Raw genomic sequence first — 18,100 nt, forward strand, 5'->3', positions numbered from 1 at the left:
CGGTGATCCTGGCGCCTCAGCGGGGTTGCTGCGCGAGCCACTCCAGATGTGCCGTGCGTGATACGCCGGTCTGGCCCTGGACCAGGAGGAACAGGGCCTCCCGGGCCAGGCGTTGGGCGCGGGCGGTGACGGACATCGCCCGGCCGCCTCCCGTCACCACGGCCGCCGTGGTCGCCGTACGCATCAGCGTGAACGCCTCGGCCCGCAGCGCCAGCCGCTCCTCCGCGTGCTCCAGCGGTGCCGGATGATCGGCGAGCGCGTAGGCCCGGCGGCGGACCTCGTCGGCACGGGCCCGCAGCGGAGCGGCGTACTCCTCCGCCACCAGGGCCAGTGCCGCCTCCGTGATCCCGAAGACCGCCGGGTTGGCGTTGAGGGTCTTCGGGCGGTCCGCCGCCGCCCAGTCCTCGTACGGCGTCCGGAGCGCGACCGCGCCCTGCGGTACCAGCAGGCCGTCCAGGTCCAGGGACACCGTCCGGGATGCGGTGAGCGCGGCCAGCCGCATCGGCTCCGACGGGCGCAGGCCCGGCTGCTCCCGTGCCTCGACGAAGGCGAAGAGGGCCTCGTCGTCCTCGGTCACCCCGGCCAGCAGCAGTACGTCGTTCAGGCCCCAGCCGGTATACCAGGGGACGGTGCCGTGGAAGCGCCAGCCGGCTCCCTCCCGCCGGACGCGCACGGGCACAAGTGGGTACGACCGCAGATGCGCGTACGCCACCCCGGACAGCAGCTCACCCCGCGCCAGCGGGCCCAACAGGCGCTCTCGCAACGGCAGTTCGGCCTTCGCCAGGGTCAGTACCGGTGTGTGGTGCTGCGTCTGCACGAACCACGTCGAGCAGCACGCCCCGGCCAGGATCTCCGCCGTCTCGCGTACGACGGCCGCGGGCGCCGCCGAGCCGCCGTACGCCACCGGCGCGTTCAGGCCGAGCAGGCCCGAGCGCCTGATCGCCGCAATGTGACTCGCCGGCACCCCCTCCTGGTCGACGCGCTCCGCAGCGGGCGAGAGGAGGCCCTCGGCGAGCTCCCGGGCGCGGGTGACGAGCGGATGTGAGGAGACGGTCATGGACAGGATTCTTTCGGCTGCCCAGGGTGAGGTGTCGATCCGGGGGCCCGCCGTTCGTGTAGAAGGCGAGCACACCCCACGACGACCGAGGAGAACGTGATGAAGCACTACCTGCTCAGCGTGGTCCAGCCCGCCGACGGCACCCCGCCCCCGCCCGACGAGCTCGCCGCGATCATGCGCGACGTCGAGGCGTTCAACGACGAACTGCGCGCGGCCGGCGCCTGGGTCTTCTCCGGTGGACTGCACGGCCCGGAGACGGCCACGATGCTGCGCCCGAAGGACGGCGACGTGCTGGTCACCGACGGGCCCTACGCCGAGGGCAAGGAGTACCTCGGCGGGCTCAGCCTGATCCGCGCGGAGGACCTGGACGCCGCCCTGGAGTGGGGACGCAAGGCCGCCCTGGCCACTCAGCTGCCGATCGAGGTGCGGCCCTTCATGGACCAGTTCTGATGGCGGATGCCGCCGACGTGGAGGCCGTCTTCCGCGCCGAGTACGGGCGCGCGGTCTCCGTTCTCGTCCGCTTCCTCGGCGACATCGACCTCGCCGAGGAAGCGGTCCAGGACGCCTTCGCCACCGCGGTGCACAGATGGCCGGAGAGCGGGGTGCCGGCGAGCCCGGCCGGCTGGATCATCACCACCGCCCGCAACCGCGCCCTCGACCGGCTGCGCCGCGAGTCCTCCCGGGACGCACGGCACGCCGAGGCCGCCCGGCTGTACGCGCCCGACCCACCGGCCGAGGAGGGCCCCGTGCGCGACGAACGGCTCCGGCTGATCTTCACCTGCTGCCACCCCGCGCTCGCCCCGCAGGCCAGGGTCGCCCTCACCCTGCGCCTGCTCGGCGGGCTCAGCACCGCCCAGATCGCCCGCGCCTTCCTGGTGCCCGAGCCCACCCTGGCCCAGCGCCTGGTGCGGGCCAAGGCCAAGATCCGTGACGCGGGCATCCCCTACCGGGTGCCGAAGGACGCCGACCTGCCCGACCGGCTCAGCGGTGTGCTGGCCGTCGTCTACCTGATCTTCAACGAGGGGTACGGCGGTGATCCCGAGCTGTGCGTGGAGGCCGTACGCCTGGGGCGGCTGCTGTACGGGCTGATGCCGGACGAGCCCGAGGCGGCCGGGCTGCTGGCACTGATGCTGCTGGTCGAGGCCCGGCGGCCCGCGCGGAGGCCGGCGGGCGGTGAGCTGGTGGCGCTGCCCGAGCAGGACCGCGGGCTGTGGGACCGGGAGCTGATCGGCGAGGGGCAGGAAGTGGTACGGCGGTGTCTGCGCCGCAACCGGCCGGGGCCGTATCAGATCCAGGCCGCGATCAACGCCGTGCACAGCGACGCACCGACCGCCGAGGCCACCGACTGGGGGCAGATCCTGCGGCTGTACGACCAGCTGATGGCCGTCGACCGGTCTCCGGTCGTGGCGCTGAACCGGGCGGTCGCGGTGGCGGAGGTCGAGGGGCCGGGCAAGGCCCTCGACCTGGTCGACGCGCTCGACCTCGACCGCTATCACGTCCTGCACGCCGTCCGCGCCGACCTGCTGCGCCGCCTCGGCCGTGACGGCGAGGCGGTAGAGGAGTACGACACCGCCATCGAGCTCGCCGCCGGCCTGCCCGAACGGGCCCACCTTCTGCGGCGGCGCGCCGAACTCTCGGCCTGAGGGGGCGTGTCCACGGCGGGGTGATCCGGGCCCGGCGGAAAGCGGTCCCGCGGCGCCCGATCCTGCCCCTCGTCACCGTCCGCCGGACTGGCGGTATCGGCCTGCGGAGCGCCGGTAAGACCAGGAGCAATCCCGGCACAGCGTGAAGAAACAGGAAGCCACGGATTCCCGACCGAACCCTGTGCCACGTAGCGTCACAGCAACCAGTCAAGGAAGGTCAGAATCCTCGCCCTTCAGGGCGAGGAGCATGTCAATCCATCGAGACGTTCAGCCACAAGCCACCGCAAGGCGGTCCTCGCGAATCCGCTCAGCTGACCCTCAACTTCACGGGTCCGGCAGCGCGGTGACGCTGCCGGGCCCGACCGCTGCGCCGCCGGGCGGCCACCGGGAGCCCGACTTGCCGGTTTCCGGGCGCAATTGCGAAAACCACTGGTCGAAGATCGGCTTCCGAATGACTGGTCTACACCCTTGACTGGTACAGACCAAAGCAGTTGAGTGTGCCTCACACCCCCCACCGCGGCCGCTCCCCTCAGTGGGGCGCGGCCGTGCTCCGCAAAGGAGTTGATTTGTGTTGAGGCGCCGTATCGCCGCACTCCTGACCTCGCTCGCCATAGGCAGCTCCGCCCTGGTGCTCCAGGCTGCCCCCTCGGCCTCCGCCGCCGGGTTCGTCGTCAGCGAGGCGCAGTTCAACCAGATGTTCCCGAACCGGAACTCCTTCTACAGCTACAGCGGCCTCACCGCCGCGCTCAGCGCCTACCCGGCCTTCGCCAACACCGGCAGCGACACCGTCAAGAAGCAGGAGGCCGCCGCCTTCCTCGCCAACGTCAGCCACGAGACCGGCGGGCTGGTCTACATCGTCGAGCAGAACACCGCCAACTACCCGACGTACTGCGACCGGAGCCAGTGGTACGGCTGCCCCGCCGGACAGTCCGCCTACTACGGGCGCGGCCCCATCCAGCTCAGCTGGAACTTCAACTACAAGGCGGCCGGCGACGCACTCGGCATCGACCTCCTCAACAACCCCTGGCAGGTCGAGAACAACTCCTCCGTCGCCTGGAAGACCGGCCTGTGGTACTGGAACACCCAGACCGGCCCCGGCACCATGACCGGCCACAACGCCATGGTCAACCAGGCCGGATTCGGCCAGTCCATCCGCAGCATCAACGGCTCCCTGGAGTGCGACGGCAAGAACCCGGCGCAGGTGCAGAGCCGGGTCAGCGCCTACCAGAAGTTCACGCAGATCCTCGGCGTCCCGGCCGGCAACAACCTCTATTGCTGACACCCTGGTGCCGTAACAGGCGGCGTTCGCCCCGTCGCGACGCCTGGCGCGTACTCTCGCCGCACCGGCCGAAAGCCCAAGTACGCCCAGTACGAGGGCTTGCGGCCGGCACCCCCGGCCTCCGGCCGGGGGGACTCCCAGAGCACGCACCGGACGCCGCTCCTTGACGGGCGAACGTCGCCTGCCGCGGCACTGGTCAGGCACCGTGTGCCAGACTCCGTCGATGACCTCCGAAACGATCACCGCGGACGCCTCCGGCACCTGGAAACTCGGCGACCTGCCCGTCCACCGCGTCGGCTTCGGCGCGATGCGGCTGACGGGCAGCGCCCCCTTCGGCCTCGGCACCCCGAGCGACCGCGCACGCTCGATCGCCGTACTGCGCAGGGCCGTTGAGCTCGGCGTCAACCACATCGACACGGCGGCCTTCTACTTCTCCGCGCTGCGCTCCGCCAACGAACTCATCAACACCGCGCTCTCCCCCTACGCCGACGACCTGGTCATCGTCACCAAGGTCGGCCCGCACCGCGACTACTCCGGCGAGTGGGCCGCTGCCGCCCGGCCCGACCAGCTGCGCGGGCAGGTCGAGGAGAACCTGCGCCAGCTCGGCCGCGACCACCTCGACGTCGTCAATCTGCGCCGGATGCGCCAGGACTCCATCGCCGAGCACTTCGGAGCCCTGGCCGAACTCCGCGAGGCAGGTCTGATCCGGCACCTCGGCGTCTCCGACGTCGAACCGCGCCATCTCGACGAGGCCCTGGCCATCGCCCCCGTGGTGTGCGTGCAGAACCGCTGGGGAGTCGACAAACGGGAGGCGGCCACCGACGAACTGGTCCGCCTCTGCGGCGAACGCGGCATCGCCTTCGTACCGTTCTTCGCCGTCGCCGGTGAGGCCGGGGCTCACGGCGCCACCGAGAACCACGACGACGCCCTCCTCGACATCGCCCGCGCGCACGGCGCCGGCCCCGCGCAGATCCGCCTCGCCTGGACCCTGCACCAGGGTCCGCACGTCCTCGCCATCCCCGGCACCGGCAACCCGGACCACCTGGCCGAGAACGTGGCGGCCGGCGCCATCCGGTTCACCGAGGCGGAGCTGACCCGGCTGAACGCCCTGCACATTGGGGTTTCCTGACGGCACGGCCGGATCCGGAAGATCCGGAACCAGGCGTACGACGGGCTGTCCCCGCGCGGCTCCCAGCCCGTCTTCGCCGCAGTGCCTCGGCAGCTCCGGTGGCCACCCGGATGTCCGTCTCCCACTCCCGGTGCGACAGTACGTCGCGCTTACGCTGCTCGGGGGAACGGGCGGGGTTCGTGATCGTCATGGCCGCGAAACCACCGGCCGGGTCCGTCGCACACTCCCGGGCGCGCGTCCTGGACTCCGGTACCGGTCGCCCGGGAGCGTTCCGTCGACACCGCGGCCCTGCACATAATGGGCGCACAGGTGGTGCCGGACACCCGCCTGACTACACTGGCGTAGACGGTCTGCCGGACCGTGGACGACGTAGGGGTGAGGAAACTTCCATGGCCGACGCGAAGGACGAACGCCGGCCCGCCGGTGAACTCGAGGCGAGCGTCATGGCGGCCCTCTGGGCCGCCGGTGCGCCCCAGACCGCCGGACAGGTGCAGCGCAGCCTCGGCGCCGACCTGGCCCGCACCACCGTGACGACGATCCTGACCCGGCTGCACGACAAGGGTGTGGTGGACCGGTACCGTCAGGGCCGCGGTTTCGCCTACTTCCCGGTCCAGGACGCACAGGGCCTGACCGCGAAGCGGATGCACAGCGAACTGGACCGCGACAGCGACCGGGAAACCGTGCTCGCCCGCTTCGTCGCCCAGCTCAGCGCCGACGACGAGCGCATCCTGCGGGGTCTGCTCGAAGCCGGCGAGGACACCGGCCCATGATGACCGCCCTGCTGATCCTGCCCCTGCTGGTGCCGTTCCTGCTGCCGGCGCTCGCCGGGCGGGCCCTCGACAGGATGGCACCCAACGTGGCGCTCTGGGGGATCACCGCCTCGGCCGTCGCCCTCGCGGGCTGCTCGCTGACCGCGCTCGGCGCGTTCGTCCTCACCGGGCTGCTCAGGCTGCCGTTCTTCGCGGCGCTCGGTGAGCTGGCCCGGCCGCTGCACACGGCCTCCGACCACTACGTCCTGCCGCTCGCCGCCCTCTCGGTCGGTGGTCTCGCCGTCTGCGTCTGGACAGGCACGCGATCGGTGCTGCGGCAGACGCGGGCCTTCCGCGCCGCCCGCACGGAGGCCGGGCGACGGCCCGCCGCGGGTGATCTGTGCGTGGTCGACTCGCCGAGTCCGGACGCCTACGCGCTGCCCGGACGCCCGCACCGGATCGTCGTCACCACGGGCATGCTGCGCAGCCTCGACGGAGCCGAACGGGAGGCGCTGTTCGCACACGAGCGGGCGCACAACACCGGCGGCCACCACTTCTTCCTCGCCGCCGTGGAACTCGCCGCGCACTGTCATCCGGCGCTGCGCCGGATCCGGGGTGTCGTACGGCTGGCCGTCGAGCGGGCCGCCGATGAGGCCGCGGCGAGCGCGGTGGGGGACCGGCGGCTGACGGCTCGTGCGATCGCCCGCGCCGCGCTGGCGGGACAGGGCGGGGGCGTCGAGCGGCCGGCGTTCGTGGCGGGGGCGACATCGGGGCCGGTGCCGCGGCGGGTGCAGGCGTTGCTGGCCGCGCCGGGTGGGCGGCGCCGGGCCGGTTCCGGGGTTGCGGCTCTGCTCGCGGCGTGCGCTGCGCTGTCGTGTGTCGCCTCCGCGACCGGGATGATCGACTTTCATCATCAGGTGGAGGTCGCGCAGGGGGAAGCGGAGCGGTAACCGTTGCGCCGCCGGGCAGCGGGCCGTCCGTGGCCGGTCGCGCCCACGCGGCGGTAGCCGCATATCGACACAGCCCCATCGCGTACGGGGCGCTCCGGGGCCTTCGAAAACGGTGACTGGCGTCCGCCAAGTTTTACGTATAACCTCTCCCGCTAACCGCCCCACCGAAAGGCCCCCATGCGACGCGTCGCCCTGGTCACCCTCGTCGTCGGCGACTACGACGAGGCGATCCGCTTCTACACCGAGGCCCTCGGGTTCCGCGTCGTCGAGGACGCGCCGCGCCCGGACGGCTCCCGCTGGGTCGTCATGGAGCCCGGGACGGCGGGCCACGGCACCGGACTGCTGCTCGCCCGCGCCAAGGGCGACGAGCAGCGCGCCCGGGTCGGCGACCAGACCGGCCGGCGCGTCGGGTTCTTCCTGCACACCGACGACTTCGCCCGCGACCACGCCCGGATGACCGCCGTCGGCGTGACCTTCCTGGAGGAGCCGCGGCACGAGCCGTACGGCACCGTCGCCGTCTTCCAGGACCTGTACGGCAACCGCTGGGACCTGCTCCAGCCCGCCGCCTGACCGATCGACCCGAACACCCGCCGAGGAAAACTCCGCCATGAATGCTACGCGCGTAGACATCGATGTGATCCGCCGTCTTCCCAAGGCCGTCCTGCACGACCACCTCGACGGCGGTCTGCGCCCCGCCACCCTCGTCGATCTCGCGGCCGAGGTCGGTCACACGCTGCCCACCACCGACCCGGACGAGCTGGCCGCCTGGTACTTCGAGGCCGCCAACTCCGGGGATCTGGTCCGGTACATAGCCACCTTCGAGCACACCCTCGCCGTGCTGCAGACCAAGGAGGGGCTGCGGCGCGTCGCCGAGGAGTACGTCCTCGACCTCGCCGCCGACGGTGTCGTGTACGGCGAGGTGCGCTACGCCCCGGAGCTGAACGTCAAGGGCGGGCTCACCCTCAACGAGGTCGTGGAGAGCGTGCAGGAGGGTCTCGCCGCCGGTATGGCGAAGGCAGCTGCCGCCGGAACGCCCGTCCGCGTCGGCACCCTGCTCTGCGGGATGCGGATGTTCGACCGGGTCGGCGAGGCCGCCGCGCTGGCCGTCGCCTACCGGGACGCCGGTGTCGTCGGCTTCGACATCGCCGGCGCCGAGGACGGCTTCCCGCCCGCCGACCACCTCGCCGCCTTCGAGCACCTGCGGCGCGCGAGCGTGCCCTTCACCATCCACGCCGGCGAGGCGCACGGCCTGCCCAGCATCCACCAGGCGATCCAGGTGTGCGGCGCCCAGCGCATCGGCCACGGCGTGCGGATCACCGAGGACATCGCCGGCGGCAAGCTCGGCCGCCTCGCGAGCTGGGTGCGCGACCACCGGATCGCCCTGGAGATGTGCCCCACCTCCAACCTCCAGACCGGCTGCGCCACCTCCGTCGCCGAGCACCCGATCACCGCGCTGAAGGAGCTGGGCTTCCGGGTCACCCTCAACACCGACAACCGTCTGGTGTCCGGTACGACGATGACCCGGGAGATGTCCCTGCTGGCAGAGGAGGCCGGCTGGACGGCCGAGGACCTGCGCACGGTCACGGTGAACGCCGTGAAGAGCGCGTTCATCCCGTTCGACGAGCGCAGGGCCCTCATCGAGGACGTCGTCCTGCCGGGTTACGCCTCCGTGCTCTGAAGCAGCCCCCGCAGATAGGCGGCCTGTCCGACGTGCTGAAGGTCGTCGGACAGGACGCTCACCAGCCGTACCCCCAGCGTGACCGGCGGATCGAAGCGCGTGTCCACGACCCGTTCGAGATCCTTGGCGGGGAGCTCGCGCAGCACCCCCAGGGTCTGCTCGTGGACCGCGTCGTAGTAGCCGGTCAGCAGGTCGCCGGAGTCCACCGTGACCTTCGCGACCTGCGCGGGGGTGTGGCCGTACCCGTGGTCACGGGGCGGCAGGTCGAGGCCGAAACGCTTCTCCCAGCCCTGGGACAGCCACACCTGATCGAGGTCGAAGGCGTCGGCGATGTGGTCGTCCTGGATCCGGGTGAGGTGCCAGACCAGCCAGGTGATGGAGTTGGCGCCGGGCGCCGGGACCTTGTTGAGCAGGTCGGGGTCGAGGCCGTCGAGGGCGGCGTGGACTTCTTCCTGGATGCGGCCGAAGCCGTCGATGAGGATGTCCCTTGCATGCATGTCACCACGATCGCGCATCGCGGCTCGTCATGCGTCCGGAACCCGGCTCCCGTGGAACCCCAGCGGCACCCGCCCCGGCAGGTGGACCCGGGCCAGCGGCTCCCCGGTGAAGTCCTGCGCGGCGAGGATCAGCAGGTCGGCGGCGCCGCGGTCGGGACTGTGGACGTAGGCGATCGCGTAGCCGTCGTCCTCCTGCCTCGCGTGTTCCCGGCACGAACACCGCCTCACCCGCGGCCGCGTCCTTCGGCAAGGCACCCAACGTCCCCAGATCGCGGTCGAGTGCGTACGGCAGGGGCCCGCTCTCCTGAAGGGCGAGGATCCGGCCCGGGTGGCCGATCACATGGGTGTTGCAGGCGAAGTCGTCGGCGGGTGCCGCGCCCGGGTACGGCTCGCCGAGCTTCTGCGCCACCGCCGCCGAGCGCACCCCCCAGCGGTTGCGGTACCACTCTGCGCGGCCGTCCCGGAGCCGCACCCCGTGCACCATGCCCTCGCCCTGCATCCAGTGGTGCGCGCGCGGATCCTCGAGGCCCAGGACGTTCGGGCCGTTGCGCAGGAAGCGGCCGTTCAGCTCGTGCGGGACGCGGCCGGTGACCGGCAGGTCGAAGGCCGTGAGTTCCTCGGTGACCGGGGTGAACGCGCCCTCCAGAAAGGGGTAGTGACGATCTGCTGAGTTTGCTGCTGCCGCCGCCGGCCGGGTCACCGCTCCTGACAGAGCGCTCGCCGCCGCGAGGCCGCCGCGCCGCGCAGCACCGTACGCCGTGTGTGTTCCGTCATCCCTGTGCTCCCCGTCGTCGTTCGTGGACGTGCACGAGTCTGCGCGGGCGGGAAGCAGTGGTCAGGAGGTGTGGACCCCCTCCGGGGGTGTTGCCAGACCCCCTGTTTCGAGAAGGGTGATCAGCGCCCGGGCCGCAGGGCTGGTGGCCGTCTCGGGCGGCAGCAGGGCGACCGTCTCGTACGCGGCGGCGTCCGTGTCCTTGAGCGCGAGTGCGGTGAGTGCGGGCCGCTTGTGGCGGAAGTGCTGGGGCACGACGGCGATGCCAAGGTTCTCGTCGACCAGGTCGAGGAGGCTGTGCACGTCGTTGACCTCCAGCGCGACCGTGCGCCGTACGCCCGCCGAGGTGAAGGCCGAGTCGGTGGTGCGGCGCGGGCCCCAGTCCGGGTGGAAGTCGACGAAAACCTCCCCGCCGAGGTCCGCCGGCATCACCGCCGCACCGGCGCCGGCCAGCCGGTGGCTGGGATGGCAGAGCACGGTCATCGGCTCGCTGGTCAGGGCCACCGAGCGCAGCTGGTCGGTGTCGTCCTGGGTGCGGTAGGCGAAGGCCAGGTCCAGCCGGCCGGCCGCCACTTCCTCGGCCAGCGCTCCAGAACCGGCCTGCCGCAGCCGGATCTCCACGTCCGGGTGCCGGCGTCGGAACGCGGCCAGCAGTCCCGCCACATGCACCCCGGCGATGCACTGCTCGGTGCCCAGCGCCAGCGTCCCGCGCAGCACGCCCTGCACGGCGGCCACCGCCTCGTGCGCCGAGCGCACCTGCGCGAGGATCCGCTCCGCCTCACCGAGCAGGGCGCGGCCGGCCTCGGTGAGGGTCACCCGGCGGGTCGTCCGTACGAACAGAGGCGCCCGCAGTTCCCGTTCCAGTGCCCGGATCGAGGCGGACAGGCCCGACTGGGACACCATCAGCCGTTCCGCAGCACGGGTGAAGTGCTGGTCCTCGGCGACGGCGACGAAATGCTGGAGATGGCGCAGTTCCATGACTGAGAAGCCTAGCCGCACAATTCCATCGGATTCTTCTGTTGGACCACTGCCCGCGGCTCGGGGAAGAGTGGCACCGGTAGATCGTGTGCCAACCCCTCTGGAGTCGCGTTGTACACCGCACACCCCGACCGCTACGCCGACATGCCGTACCGCCGCAGCGGCCGCAGCGGCCTGAAGCTCCCCGCGCTGTCGCTCGGCCTGTGGCACAACTTCGGGCCCGACCGGCCCGTGACGACCCAGCGCGCCATCCTGCGCCGCGCCTTCGACCTCGGCGTCACCCACTTCGACCTGGCCAACAACTACGGCCCGCCGCCCGGCGCCGCCGAGTCGGCGTTCGGAGAGGCGCTGAAGGCGGACTTCGCGTCCTACCGAGACGAGCTGGTCATCTCCACCAAGGCCGGCTATCTGATGTGGCCCGGCCCGTACGGCGAGTGGGGTTCGCGCAAGTACCTGCTGTCGTCGCTGGACCAGTCCCTGAGCCGGATGGGCCTGGACTACGTCGACATCTTCTACTCGCACCGCCCGGACCCGGAGACTCCCATGGAGGAGACGATGGGCGCCCTGCACTCCGCGGTCCAGCAGGGTAAGGCGCTCTACGTCGGCATCTCCAACTACTCGGCGGAGCAGACCCGCCAGGCCGCCCGCATCCTCGGCGAGCTGGGCACTCCGCTCCTCATCCACCAGCCGCGCTACTCGATGCTCGACCGCCGCCCGGAGAGCGAGGGTCTCCTGGACGCGCTCGACGAGCTCCAGGTCGGCTCCATCGTCTTCTCCCCGCTGGAGCAGGGCCTGCTCACCGGCCGCTACCTCGACGGCATCCCCGAGGGCTCCCGGGCCGCGAGCGACAGCCCGTTCCTGAACTCGGACGCGGTCACCGAGGACCTGGTCGGCAGGCTGCGCGCCCTCGACGAGGTCGCCAAGGGCCGTGGCCAGACCCTCGCCCAGCTCGCCCTGGCCTGGGTGCTGCGCGGCGGCCGGGTGACCTCGGCGCTGATCGGCGCGAGCAGCCCGCAGCAGGTCGAGGACTGCGTCGGCGCCATCGGCAACCTGGACTTCGACGCGGAGGAACTGGCCCGGATCGACGCGATCGTCAACCAGTGACCGGCATCGCCGTCAACCGGTGACGCGCTCGGTGAGGTGGACGCACACCGCGTCCCCCTCACCCTTGCCGATCGCCTCGCGCACGTCGGACTTCACGGGGAGCTTGTGGGTGCCGTCGCCCAGGGCCATGAACGAACTCCGGAACGGATGCCCGTCCACCGTCCCGCGGACCTTGACGAGCCCGCGGGTACCGAAGAACTCCGCGGACCCGGGCCACACCACATAGGTCCAGCCTCCCTTGTCCGGGCTCTTGCGCAGGACGGCGGTGAACTCCACGTCCAGCCGTGCGGTCGTACTCATGACGGTCCTCCGATCGCGGTGGTCTCTCTTGCGGAGGAGACCGCCGCGAGCGCGGAAACTCATCGTGGACGCCGGCCTCAGGCCCCGGTCGGCACCCGGTCCAGGAAGCCCAGCACCTGCCGGATCCTGCCGTCCTCACTGAGCGTGACCACGTCGAAACCGGCCACCGGTGCGGAGCCTCCCCCAGAGGGGGTGTCCGCGGCCTCGTTCACCAGCTCCCAGCCGAAGCGAGCGGTGTCGTGGTGGCCGTCGACGGCCCCGAGCGGACGGAAGACGAAGCCGGGGAACCGCTCGTGCGCCGCGGCGATCACTGCCGTGATCTGTGCGTGCCCGGCCACGTCCGCGAGCGGGTCGGTGTAGGTGCCCTCCGGGGCCCAGGCCTCGGCGACCGCCTTGCTCAGCGCCTCGGGCTCGGTGGCGTTCCAGGCCTCGAAGTAGCGGGCGGCGGCCGTCTGGTAACGGTCGGTGTTCACGGACATGGCGAATCAGCCTCCATCGAGGTCGTCACTGTTGGTCAGGGGCCGGATCGCGGCTCGTGGCGATCCACTGACACCACCGTGCCCGGATCCGTGCGACGGGTCGATTACCCCTCGGGTAAGGAAGGGGGGTCGTACAGCTGGCGCATTCCGGTCATTTCGCTTGGGGAATATGCCAAGAGACTGGCCGGAAAGATGTGGTGACAGTGTTTCGAAAGTGAACATACTCGGATGTCAGGAGCACTTCACCGCACAGGAGCCGCACGGAAACCCGCCCGCGACGGCACACCGGCGAGCTACGGGGGAGTGATCGTGCACGACGAATTCCTGTGCCATGTCACGGCATACGGCATGTGCGGCGGGCGGCGCATCGGCGTTCCGCTCGGCACCTACCGCGCGCCGACCCTGGCCCTGGCGCTGTGGTGGTTACGGGACCGGGCCTCCTGGATCGCGGAGCGGCTGGACCCCTTACCCGAGAACCCGAGATATCCGCAGGGGACGCTCGTCCCGGTGGGGGCGACCGTCTCGGACGTACCCGGTCTGCTCCGTGCCTGGTGTGCCGACGTGGTCCGGCAGGAACTCGTCGCCGACGAACTGGCCGGCGGACGGCTGGTGCGGATCGCGGTCCACGACGACACCACCGAGTACGAACTGCTCGCCGAGTCCGTCGACGCCCTCCGTATGCAGCGCACCATCCCGGCCCTCGTCGTCCCCGTGGCCTGACACGTGACAGCGGCCCCCGGGCGGCCACCGGGCGTGAGTGGTTGCGGTACAGGAAGTGCCGCCAAGTTTGATCATGGTCGCCGGCGCACACGCCGGGGAGTCGCCCGGCCTGTGTGCGTGGGTCAGTGGCAGCAGTCGCAGCCCGGACGGCAGCCGCAGGTTGTCCGCCCCGGCGCCGTCGGGCGTGTCGGTTCTCTGCGGCATGATGACCGCCGTGGACGCCGGGTGACGATCTACCGGCGCCATGACGAAAACGCGACTCCTGAACATGCGGGCCTACCAGTTTCACACCCGGCCATGGTCAGGCATGTGAGTGGACAAATCGGTAGAATTTGGCCATGGCGGAGTGGCCGGTCACCTCGACGGCGCCCGAACTCGTCATGGAGACCGACACGGGATCCACGGTGATGAGCCCGGGCCGCGATTACCACGTCGGGCGTGACCCCTACAGCGACATCGTCATCGACGATTCCCGGGTCTCCTGGCACCACGCGGTGCTGCGGCCCGCGGACGGCCACTGGACGCTTGAGGACGAGCACAGCACCAACGGCACCTACGCCGACGGCCGCCGCGTCCGGGAATGGGAAGTGGGACCCGGTACGGTCCTCCGCTTCGGCAGCCCCGCCGACGGGCCGAGCGCGGTCCTCGTCGGCCGCCCGCCGGCCGCCCCGGACCGCCCCTCCTCCGTCTCCATGCCCAGCCGTACCGGCACCTTCCGGCAGCCGTCCTCGGTACGACGGCTCCAGGCCCGCACGATCCGCATCGGCCGCGCCACTGACAACGACGTCGTCGTCGACGACCTGGTGGTCTCCCGCCACCACGCGGAACTACGCGCCCACCCCGACGGCAGCTACGAGATCGTCGACCTCGACAGCCACAACGGCACCTACCTCAACGGCCACACCGTCATCCGCGCTCCCCTCGGCCCCCGGGACGTCGTCGGCATCGGCCACTCGGCGTTCTGCCTGGTAGACGGCCAGTTGCAGGAGTACGTCGACACCGGCGAGGTCTCCCTCGACGTCCAGGAACTCACAGTCGCCGTCGACCGCGGCCGCAAGATCCTGCTCGACCACGTCTCCTTCCCGGTCGGCGAGAAGTGCCTGCTCGCCGTGGTCGGGCCGAGCGGCGCCGGCAAATCCACCCTGCTCGGCGCCCTCACCGGCCAGCGCCCCGCCGAGCACGGCACCGTCCTCTACGACGGCCGCGACCTCTACCGCGACTACGCCGAACTGCGCCAGCGCATCGGCCTGGTCCCGCAGGACGACATCCTGCACGTCCAGCTGACCGTGCGCAGCGCCCTCACCTACGCCGCCGAACTGCGCTTCCCCGAGGACACCGCGAAGGCCGAGCGGCGCCGGCGGGTGGAGGAGGTCATCCGGGAACTCGGCCTCGAACAGCGCGCCGAGCAGCCTGTGCACAGCCTCTCCGGCGGGCAGCGCAAGCGGGTCAGCGTCGCCCTGGAGCTGCTGACCAAGCCGTCCCTGCTCTTCCTCGACGAGCCGACCTCCGGACTCGACCCGGGCATGGACCGCTCGGTGATGAACATGCTGCGCGGCCTCGCGGACGACGGCCGTACCGTCATCGTCGTCACCCACAGCGTGCTCAGCCTGGACGCCTGCGACCGCCTCCTGGTGCTGGCGCCCGGCGGCCGGACCGCCTACTTCGGCCCGCCCGGCGACGCCCTCGGCTTCTTCCACTTCGATGAGTGGCCCGAGGCGTTCGAGGCGTTCGAACGGGACACCGGACGGGACTGGGCGGGGGAGTTCCGCGGCTCCTCGTGCCACCGGAAGTACATCGTGAACTCCAGCGCGCAGCCGATCGTGCCGCGGACCGGCTCGGTCGCCCCAGCCCCGCCACCGCGGCCGCGCAGCTGGGGAGCCCAGTTCTCGACACTGGTGCGCCGCTACACCGTCGCGCTCCTCGCCGACCGGACCTTCCTCGCCATCATGATCGGGCTGCCGTTCGTCATGGGCGCGATGGTCCGGGCCGTCGCCGGCAGCAAGCTCACCTTCGACACCGCGACCAACGCGCTGCTCATCCTGTGCGTGGGCGGCGTGCTGATCGGCGCGGCCAACGCGGTGCGCGAGCTGGTCAAGGAACGTGTCATCTACCAGCGCGAGAGAGCCGTCGGCCTGCCCAGATCGGCGTACGTGATGTCGAAGGTCGTCGTCCTCGGCACCATCACCGTGCTCCAGGCGGTCGTGCTCACCCAGGCGGGCCTGGCCGGCGTCGACCTCAACGCGCCCGGAGGCGACGGGGTGTTGATGCCGCCCCTGCTGGAGATCACCGTCGCCGTGGCCGTGCTCTCCATCACCGCGATGATGCTCGGCCTGCTGATCTCCGCACTGGTCCGCAAGGAGGAGGTGACGATGCCGCTGCTGGTGCTGCTCGCCATTGTCCAGGTCGTCTTCTGCGGCATCCTGCTGAAGCTGGACGGCGTGCCCGGTCTGCAACAGGTCGCCTGGCTGGTGCCCGCGCGATGGGCGCTCGGCGCCATGGCCGGCACCGTCGAACTGCACCGGATCGTGCCGGGCAACCTCACCGCCGACCCGTTCTTCCGGCACTCGGCGGGTGTCTGGCTGCGCAACATGGCCATGCTGGTGGTGCTGTCCGCCGCCTTCGGCTGTCTCCTCTCCCGGCTGCTGCGCCGGCACGAACCCGCCGTGATGCGGAAGTAGGCGACGCGATGACCACGACCCCAGGATTCCGGCCCACCCACGTCGTCCCGGGCGACGGCATGTCCGCCTGGGAGGCCCCCGACCCCGCCCGGCCGACCGTGCCCCTCGACCCGCTGCTGCCGGTGCAGCTGATGGAGCGGCGCGGCGACTGGGCCTTCATCAGCTGCGCCAACGGCTGGGCGGCCTGGGTCGACGGCCGCTACCTCGTCGCCGTGCCCCGGGACCCGCCCGTGACCGGCGGCCCGTCCACCGAGGCCACCGACCCGCGCCCGCTGCTGGCCCGCGCCACACAGGCCCTCGCCGACTACCGGGAGGCCGTCGAGGAACTGGCAGGCGGCGGCCTCGACGGGGAGTCCTTCCGGAGCCGTACGCACGGGCTGCGCATCGGCGTGGTGGTCGACGGCGAGTCCATGTGGCTGTACGACCCGGCCGAGGGGCACTGGCTGTACGGCGACGGGCGGCGGCTGTCGACCTACCTCACCGACCGGGGCCTCACGGACCGGGACCTCACGGACCGGGGCCTTACGGACCGGGGCCTCACCGACCGGGACCTCGCCCACCGGACGGAGCCGGGCAGCGGCGGCCCCCGTCGCGAGCCGACCCGGGTGGTCACCCCCGGCGGTGAGCGCGAGCGGTAGGCCGCAGGGCCTCCGGGCCGTACGCCACCTCGCCCCGGCGGCGCACCGGGCCGGCCAGCAGCGCGCCCAGGAACCCGGCGATCAGGCCCCAGAGCGCGCCCAGGCCCACCGCCGACCACAGCTGTGGCCTCAGCAGCAGGTCGCCCGACAGGTTGCCGCCCAGGTCGCCGATGCCGAGCAGGGAGAGGCCGTAGTGTGCGGAGATCCGGCCGGTCAGGCAGAGCGTCAGCATCGTCAGCGCGAGCGCGATCGCCAGATGCAGGGCGTGCTGCAAGGCGCGGATCCGGGCCGGTGAGCGCACCGCCATCAGGAACGCGGCCGCCAGCAGCAGCACCGCGGCCGCCCCCACCAGCCACCACCACCGGCCGTCGTGGGCGGCGATCGTACGGAGGTTCAGGGTCGAGACGTCCGGGGTGCGCAGCACCTCGGCGAGGACATGCGGCACCGGCAGCCCGAACGGGCCGTCGACCCGGCCCTTCCAGGTGGCGCCGAGACCAAGCGTGAGCGCCAGCCACGCCAGGTTGGGCAGCCCGAGCAGAATCACCGCGAGGGTCTCCTTGACGTGTCCGCGCGTCACCATCGCGACCAGCGCGATCACCAGGGCCAGACCGACGTACGCCAGCACGAACACGACCATCGCGAACGCCGCCGGGCGCACCGACGCCTGGAAGCGCAGCAGCCGCCCCGGCAGCGGTGCCCCGCGCGCCACCAGCAGCGCCAGCAGCAGGATCCCGGCCAGCCACAGGAGGCCGAACGCGACAGTCAGCGGCACGTCCGCCGTGAAGCCCACCTTCGGCGCGGCGTCCAGCAGATCGGTGAGGTCACTGAGCGTGCCGCTGCCCACGTTCACGGCGAACGTGTGCCGGGCACCGAGAGCGAGCCCGACCAGCGCGAGCAGCCACAGCACCGCGATCCGGGCCGCCCACCCGGCCAGCTCCCGGCCGCCGGCCACCGCCCGGTGCCGCAGCGGCCGCAGAAATCCCCTGGCGACCACCAGCGCCCCCACCAGCGTGACCGACAGCGGTACGACGGTCAGCCCGGCGTTCGTCCGGGCCAGGTCGCCCGCGGTGCCCGACAGCTCGACGGTGCCGCCGACGGCCGTCACCACGGTCACGAGAACCACCGGGAGAAAGGCCCCTTTGGGCAGGTCCGCCGCGCCCGCCGCCCACAGCCCCAGCGCGGCCACCACCGCCATGGCGACCAGCGCGGCCAGCACCACGGCCAGGGCCGGCGGCCAGCCGTGCCGGGCGACGGGCCGGCCGGCCGACGCGGCCACCGGATGCGCGGAGGCGATTCGGGGGCTCACGCTGTCACGCTAAGCAGCACCCCGACACCCCGCCTGCCGGGTGGGCCGTCCGCGTCGGCTTGCGGACGGTACGGGACCGGCGCACATTGGGCTCGTTGTGTATCAAATGAGGCGTTTTTTGCAAAAGCTGTTTATTGCAAATG

19 protein-coding genes and 2 pseudogenes are annotated in these 18,100 nt (G+C 71.7%); 12 read left to right on the top strand and 9 right to left on the bottom strand.

Annotated features, from left to right (window positions below):
• Nucleotides 1–16: 16 nt before the first annotated feature.
• Nucleotides 17–1,057, bottom strand: a complete 1,041-nt coding sequence (locus ABZ396_RS14850) for an acyl-CoA dehydrogenase family protein (protein ID WP_358919302.1) — start codon at nt 1,055–1,057, stop codon at nt 17–19.
• 99 nt (nt 1,058–1,156) lie between these two features.
• Between ABZ396_RS14850 and ABZ396_RS14855 the strand changes: the two genes are divergently transcribed.
• The 8 genes from ABZ396_RS14855 (at nt 1,157) to ABZ396_RS14890 (ending at nt 8,485) form a co-directional block, all read left to right on the top strand.
• Entirely contained in the window at nt 1,157–1,507 is a 351-nt protein-coding gene (locus ABZ396_RS14855) for a YciI family protein (protein WP_358919301.1), read from the top strand.
• Nucleotides 1,507–2,700: a sigma-70 family RNA polymerase sigma factor gene (locus ABZ396_RS14860; protein WP_358919299.1), complete on the top strand. Its 1,194-nt coding sequence runs from the start codon at nt 1,507–1,509 to the stop codon at nt 2,698–2,700. Before ABZ396_RS14855 ends, ABZ396_RS14860 begins: the two co-directional genes overlap by 1 nt.
• 568 nt (nt 2,701–3,268) lie before the next feature.
• Nucleotides 3,269–3,979 carry a chitinase gene (locus ABZ396_RS14865; RefSeq protein ID WP_358919297.1) on the top strand — a complete coding sequence of 237 codons (711 nt, stop codon included), beginning with the start codon at nt 3,269–3,271 and terminating at the stop codon, nt 3,977–3,979.
• A gap of 223 nt (nt 3,980–4,202) precedes the next feature.
• Entirely contained in the window at nt 4,203–5,108 is a 906-nt protein-coding gene (locus ABZ396_RS14870; RefSeq protein ID WP_358919295.1) for an oxidoreductase, read from the top strand.
• Between the two features lie 389 nt (nt 5,109–5,497).
• Entirely contained in the window at nt 5,498–5,878 is a 381-nt protein-coding gene (locus ABZ396_RS14875; protein ID WP_358919294.1) for a BlaI/MecI/CopY family transcriptional regulator, read from the top strand.
• Nucleotides 5,878–6,807 (top strand): M48 family metalloprotease, encoded by a 930-nt coding sequence (locus tag ABZ396_RS14880; RefSeq protein ID WP_359184736.1) that lies wholly within the window; start codon nt 5,878–5,880, stop codon nt 6,805–6,807. Before ABZ396_RS14875 ends, ABZ396_RS14880 begins: the two co-directional genes overlap by 1 nt.
• A 177-nt stretch (nt 6,808–6,984) precedes the next feature.
• The gene (locus tag ABZ396_RS14885; RefSeq protein WP_358926621.1) at nt 6,985–7,377 is read left to right on the top strand and encodes a VOC family protein; all 393 of its coding nucleotides are present in this window, start codon (nt 6,985–6,987) and stop codon (nt 7,375–7,377) included.
• A gap of 37 nt (nt 7,378–7,414) precedes the next feature.
• A complete protein-coding gene (locus tag ABZ396_RS14890; protein ID WP_358926620.1) occupies nt 7,415–8,485 on the top strand; it encodes an adenosine deaminase in 1,071 nt (356 codons plus the stop codon).
• On the opposite strand, the gene ABZ396_RS14895 is transcribed toward ABZ396_RS14890, so the two are convergent.
• The 4 genes and pseudogenes from ABZ396_RS14895 to ABZ396_RS14910 all read right to left on the bottom strand — a co-directional run bounded on the left by ABZ396_RS14895 (nt 8,467) and on the right by ABZ396_RS14910 (nt 10,732).
• A complete protein-coding gene (locus ABZ396_RS14895; protein ID WP_358926619.1) occupies nt 8,467–8,982 on the bottom strand; it encodes a DinB family protein in 516 nt (171 codons plus the stop codon). The genes ABZ396_RS14890 and ABZ396_RS14895 overlap by 19 nt on opposite strands.
• A gap of 27 nt (nt 8,983–9,009) precedes the next feature.
• Nucleotides 9,010–9,210, bottom strand: coding sequence for a carotenoid oxygenase family protein (locus ABZ396_RS14900; RefSeq protein WP_358926618.1), 201 nt, complete (start codon nt 9,208–9,210; stop codon nt 9,010–9,012).
• Nucleotides 9,211–9,292: 82 nt separating this feature from the next.
• Nucleotides 9,293–9,682 (bottom strand): annotated as a pseudogene (locus tag ABZ396_RS14905) (carotenoid oxygenase family protein); the annotation flags it as partial.
• Nucleotides 9,683–9,817: 135 nt separating this feature from the next.
• Nucleotides 9,818–10,732 carry a LysR substrate-binding domain-containing protein gene (locus tag ABZ396_RS14910; RefSeq protein WP_358926617.1) on the bottom strand — a complete coding sequence of 305 codons (915 nt, stop codon included), beginning with the start codon at nt 10,730–10,732 and terminating at the stop codon, nt 9,818–9,820.
• A gap of 111 nt (nt 10,733–10,843) precedes the next feature.
• Here ABZ396_RS14910 and mgrA point away from each other — a divergent pair, with 111 nt between their 5' ends.
• Nucleotides 10,844–11,836 (top strand): L-glyceraldehyde 3-phosphate reductase, encoded by a 993-nt coding sequence (gene mgrA / locus ABZ396_RS14915; RefSeq protein ID WP_358926616.1) that lies wholly within the window; start codon nt 10,844–10,846, stop codon nt 11,834–11,836.
• A 12-nt stretch (nt 11,837–11,848) separates the two neighbouring features.
• Here mgrA and ABZ396_RS14920 read toward each other — a convergent pair whose 3' ends face one another.
• The 3 genes and pseudogenes from ABZ396_RS14920 to ABZ396_RS14930 all read right to left on the bottom strand — a co-directional run.
• Nucleotides 11,849–12,136, bottom strand: coding sequence for a DUF1905 domain-containing protein (locus ABZ396_RS14920; protein WP_358926615.1), 288 nt, complete (start codon nt 12,134–12,136; stop codon nt 11,849–11,851).
• A gap of 77 nt (nt 12,137–12,213) precedes the next feature.
• On the bottom strand, nt 12,214–12,615 hold the full coding sequence (locus ABZ396_RS14925; protein ID WP_358926614.1) for a nuclear transport factor 2 family protein: 402 nt from the start codon (nt 12,613–12,615) through the stop codon (nt 12,214–12,216).
• A 25-nt stretch (nt 12,616–12,640) separates the two neighbouring features.
• Nucleotides 12,641–12,760: pseudogene (locus tag ABZ396_RS14930) on the bottom strand (hypothetical protein); the annotation flags it as partial.
• A gap of 164 nt (nt 12,761–12,924) precedes the next feature.
• Between ABZ396_RS14930 and ABZ396_RS14935 the strand changes: the two are divergent.
• The 3 genes from ABZ396_RS14935 to ABZ396_RS14945 all read left to right on the top strand — a co-directional run bounded on the left by ABZ396_RS14935 (nt 12,925) and on the right by ABZ396_RS14945 (nt 16,651).
• A complete protein-coding gene (locus ABZ396_RS14935) occupies nt 12,925–13,335 on the top strand; it encodes a hypothetical protein (protein WP_358926613.1) in 411 nt (136 codons plus the stop codon).
• Nucleotides 13,336–13,673: 338 nt separating this feature from the next.
• Entirely contained in the window at nt 13,674–16,013 is a 2,340-nt protein-coding gene (locus ABZ396_RS14940; protein WP_358926612.1) for an FHA domain-containing protein, read from the top strand.
• A gap of 8 nt (nt 16,014–16,021) precedes the next feature.
• The gene (locus tag ABZ396_RS14945) at nt 16,022–16,651 is read left to right on the top strand and encodes a hypothetical protein (RefSeq protein ID WP_358926611.1); all 630 of its coding nucleotides are present in this window, start codon (nt 16,022–16,024) and stop codon (nt 16,649–16,651) included.
• Here the strand turns inward: ABZ396_RS14945 and ABZ396_RS14950 are convergent.
• Nucleotides 16,623–17,957 (bottom strand): streptophobe family protein, encoded by a 1,335-nt coding sequence (locus tag ABZ396_RS14950; RefSeq protein WP_358926610.1) that lies wholly within the window; start codon nt 17,955–17,957, stop codon nt 16,623–16,625. The genes ABZ396_RS14945 and ABZ396_RS14950 overlap by 29 nt on opposite strands.
• Nucleotides 17,958–18,100 lie beyond the last annotated feature (143 nt).

Source organism: Streptomyces sp. NPDC005866, assembly GCF_040629895.1.
GTDB lineage: Bacteria > Actinomycetota > Actinomycetes > Streptomycetales > Streptomycetaceae > Streptomyces.

What these genes read in the sequence shown, in the direction of transcription:
- ABZ396_RS14875 (WP_358919294.1), top strand. Translation starts at nt 5,498, where the DNA reads ATGGCCGACGCGAAGGACGAACGCCGGCCCGCCGGTGAACTCGAGGCG.
- ABZ396_RS14850 (WP_358919302.1), bottom strand. Translation starts at nt 1,057, where the DNA reads ATGACCGTCTCCTCACATCCGCTCGTCACCCGCGCCCGGGAGCTCGCC.
- ABZ396_RS14940 (WP_358926612.1), top strand. Translation starts at nt 13,674, where the DNA reads ATGGCGGAGTGGCCGGTCACCTCGACGGCGCCCGAACTCGTCATGGAG.
- ABZ396_RS14925 (WP_358926614.1), bottom strand. Translation starts at nt 12,615, where the DNA reads ATGTCCGTGAACACCGACCGTTACCAGACGGCCGCCGCCCGCTACTTC.
- ABZ396_RS14870 (WP_358919295.1), top strand. Translation starts at nt 4,203, where the DNA reads ATGACCTCCGAAACGATCACCGCGGACGCCTCCGGCACCTGGAAACTC.
- ABZ396_RS14945 (WP_358926611.1), top strand. Translation starts at nt 16,022, where the DNA reads ATGACCACGACCCCAGGATTCCGGCCCACCCACGTCGTCCCGGGCGAC.
- ABZ396_RS14910 (WP_358926617.1), bottom strand. Translation starts at nt 10,732, where the DNA reads ATGGAACTGCGCCATCTCCAGCATTTCGTCGCCGTCGCCGAGGACCAG.
- ABZ396_RS14885 (WP_358926621.1), top strand. Translation starts at nt 6,985, where the DNA reads ATGCGACGCGTCGCCCTGGTCACCCTCGTCGTCGGCGACTACGACGAG.
- ABZ396_RS14895 (WP_358926619.1), bottom strand. Translation starts at nt 8,982, where the DNA reads ATGCATGCAAGGGACATCCTCATCGACGGCTTCGGCCGCATCCAGGAA.
- ABZ396_RS14855 (WP_358919301.1), top strand. Translation starts at nt 1,157, where the DNA reads ATGAAGCACTACCTGCTCAGCGTGGTCCAGCCCGCCGACGGCACCCCG.
- ABZ396_RS14880 (WP_359184736.1), top strand. Translation starts at nt 5,878, where the DNA reads ATGACCGCCCTGCTGATCCTGCCCCTGCTGGTGCCGTTCCTGCTGCCG.
- ABZ396_RS14920 (WP_358926615.1), bottom strand. Translation starts at nt 12,136, where the DNA reads ATGAGTACGACCGCACGGCTGGACGTGGAGTTCACCGCCGTCCTGCGC.
- ABZ396_RS14890 (WP_358926620.1), top strand. Translation starts at nt 7,415, where the DNA reads ATGAATGCTACGCGCGTAGACATCGATGTGATCCGCCGTCTTCCCAAG.
- ABZ396_RS14860 (WP_358919299.1), top strand. Translation starts at nt 1,507, where the DNA reads ATGGCGGATGCCGCCGACGTGGAGGCCGTCTTCCGCGCCGAGTACGGG.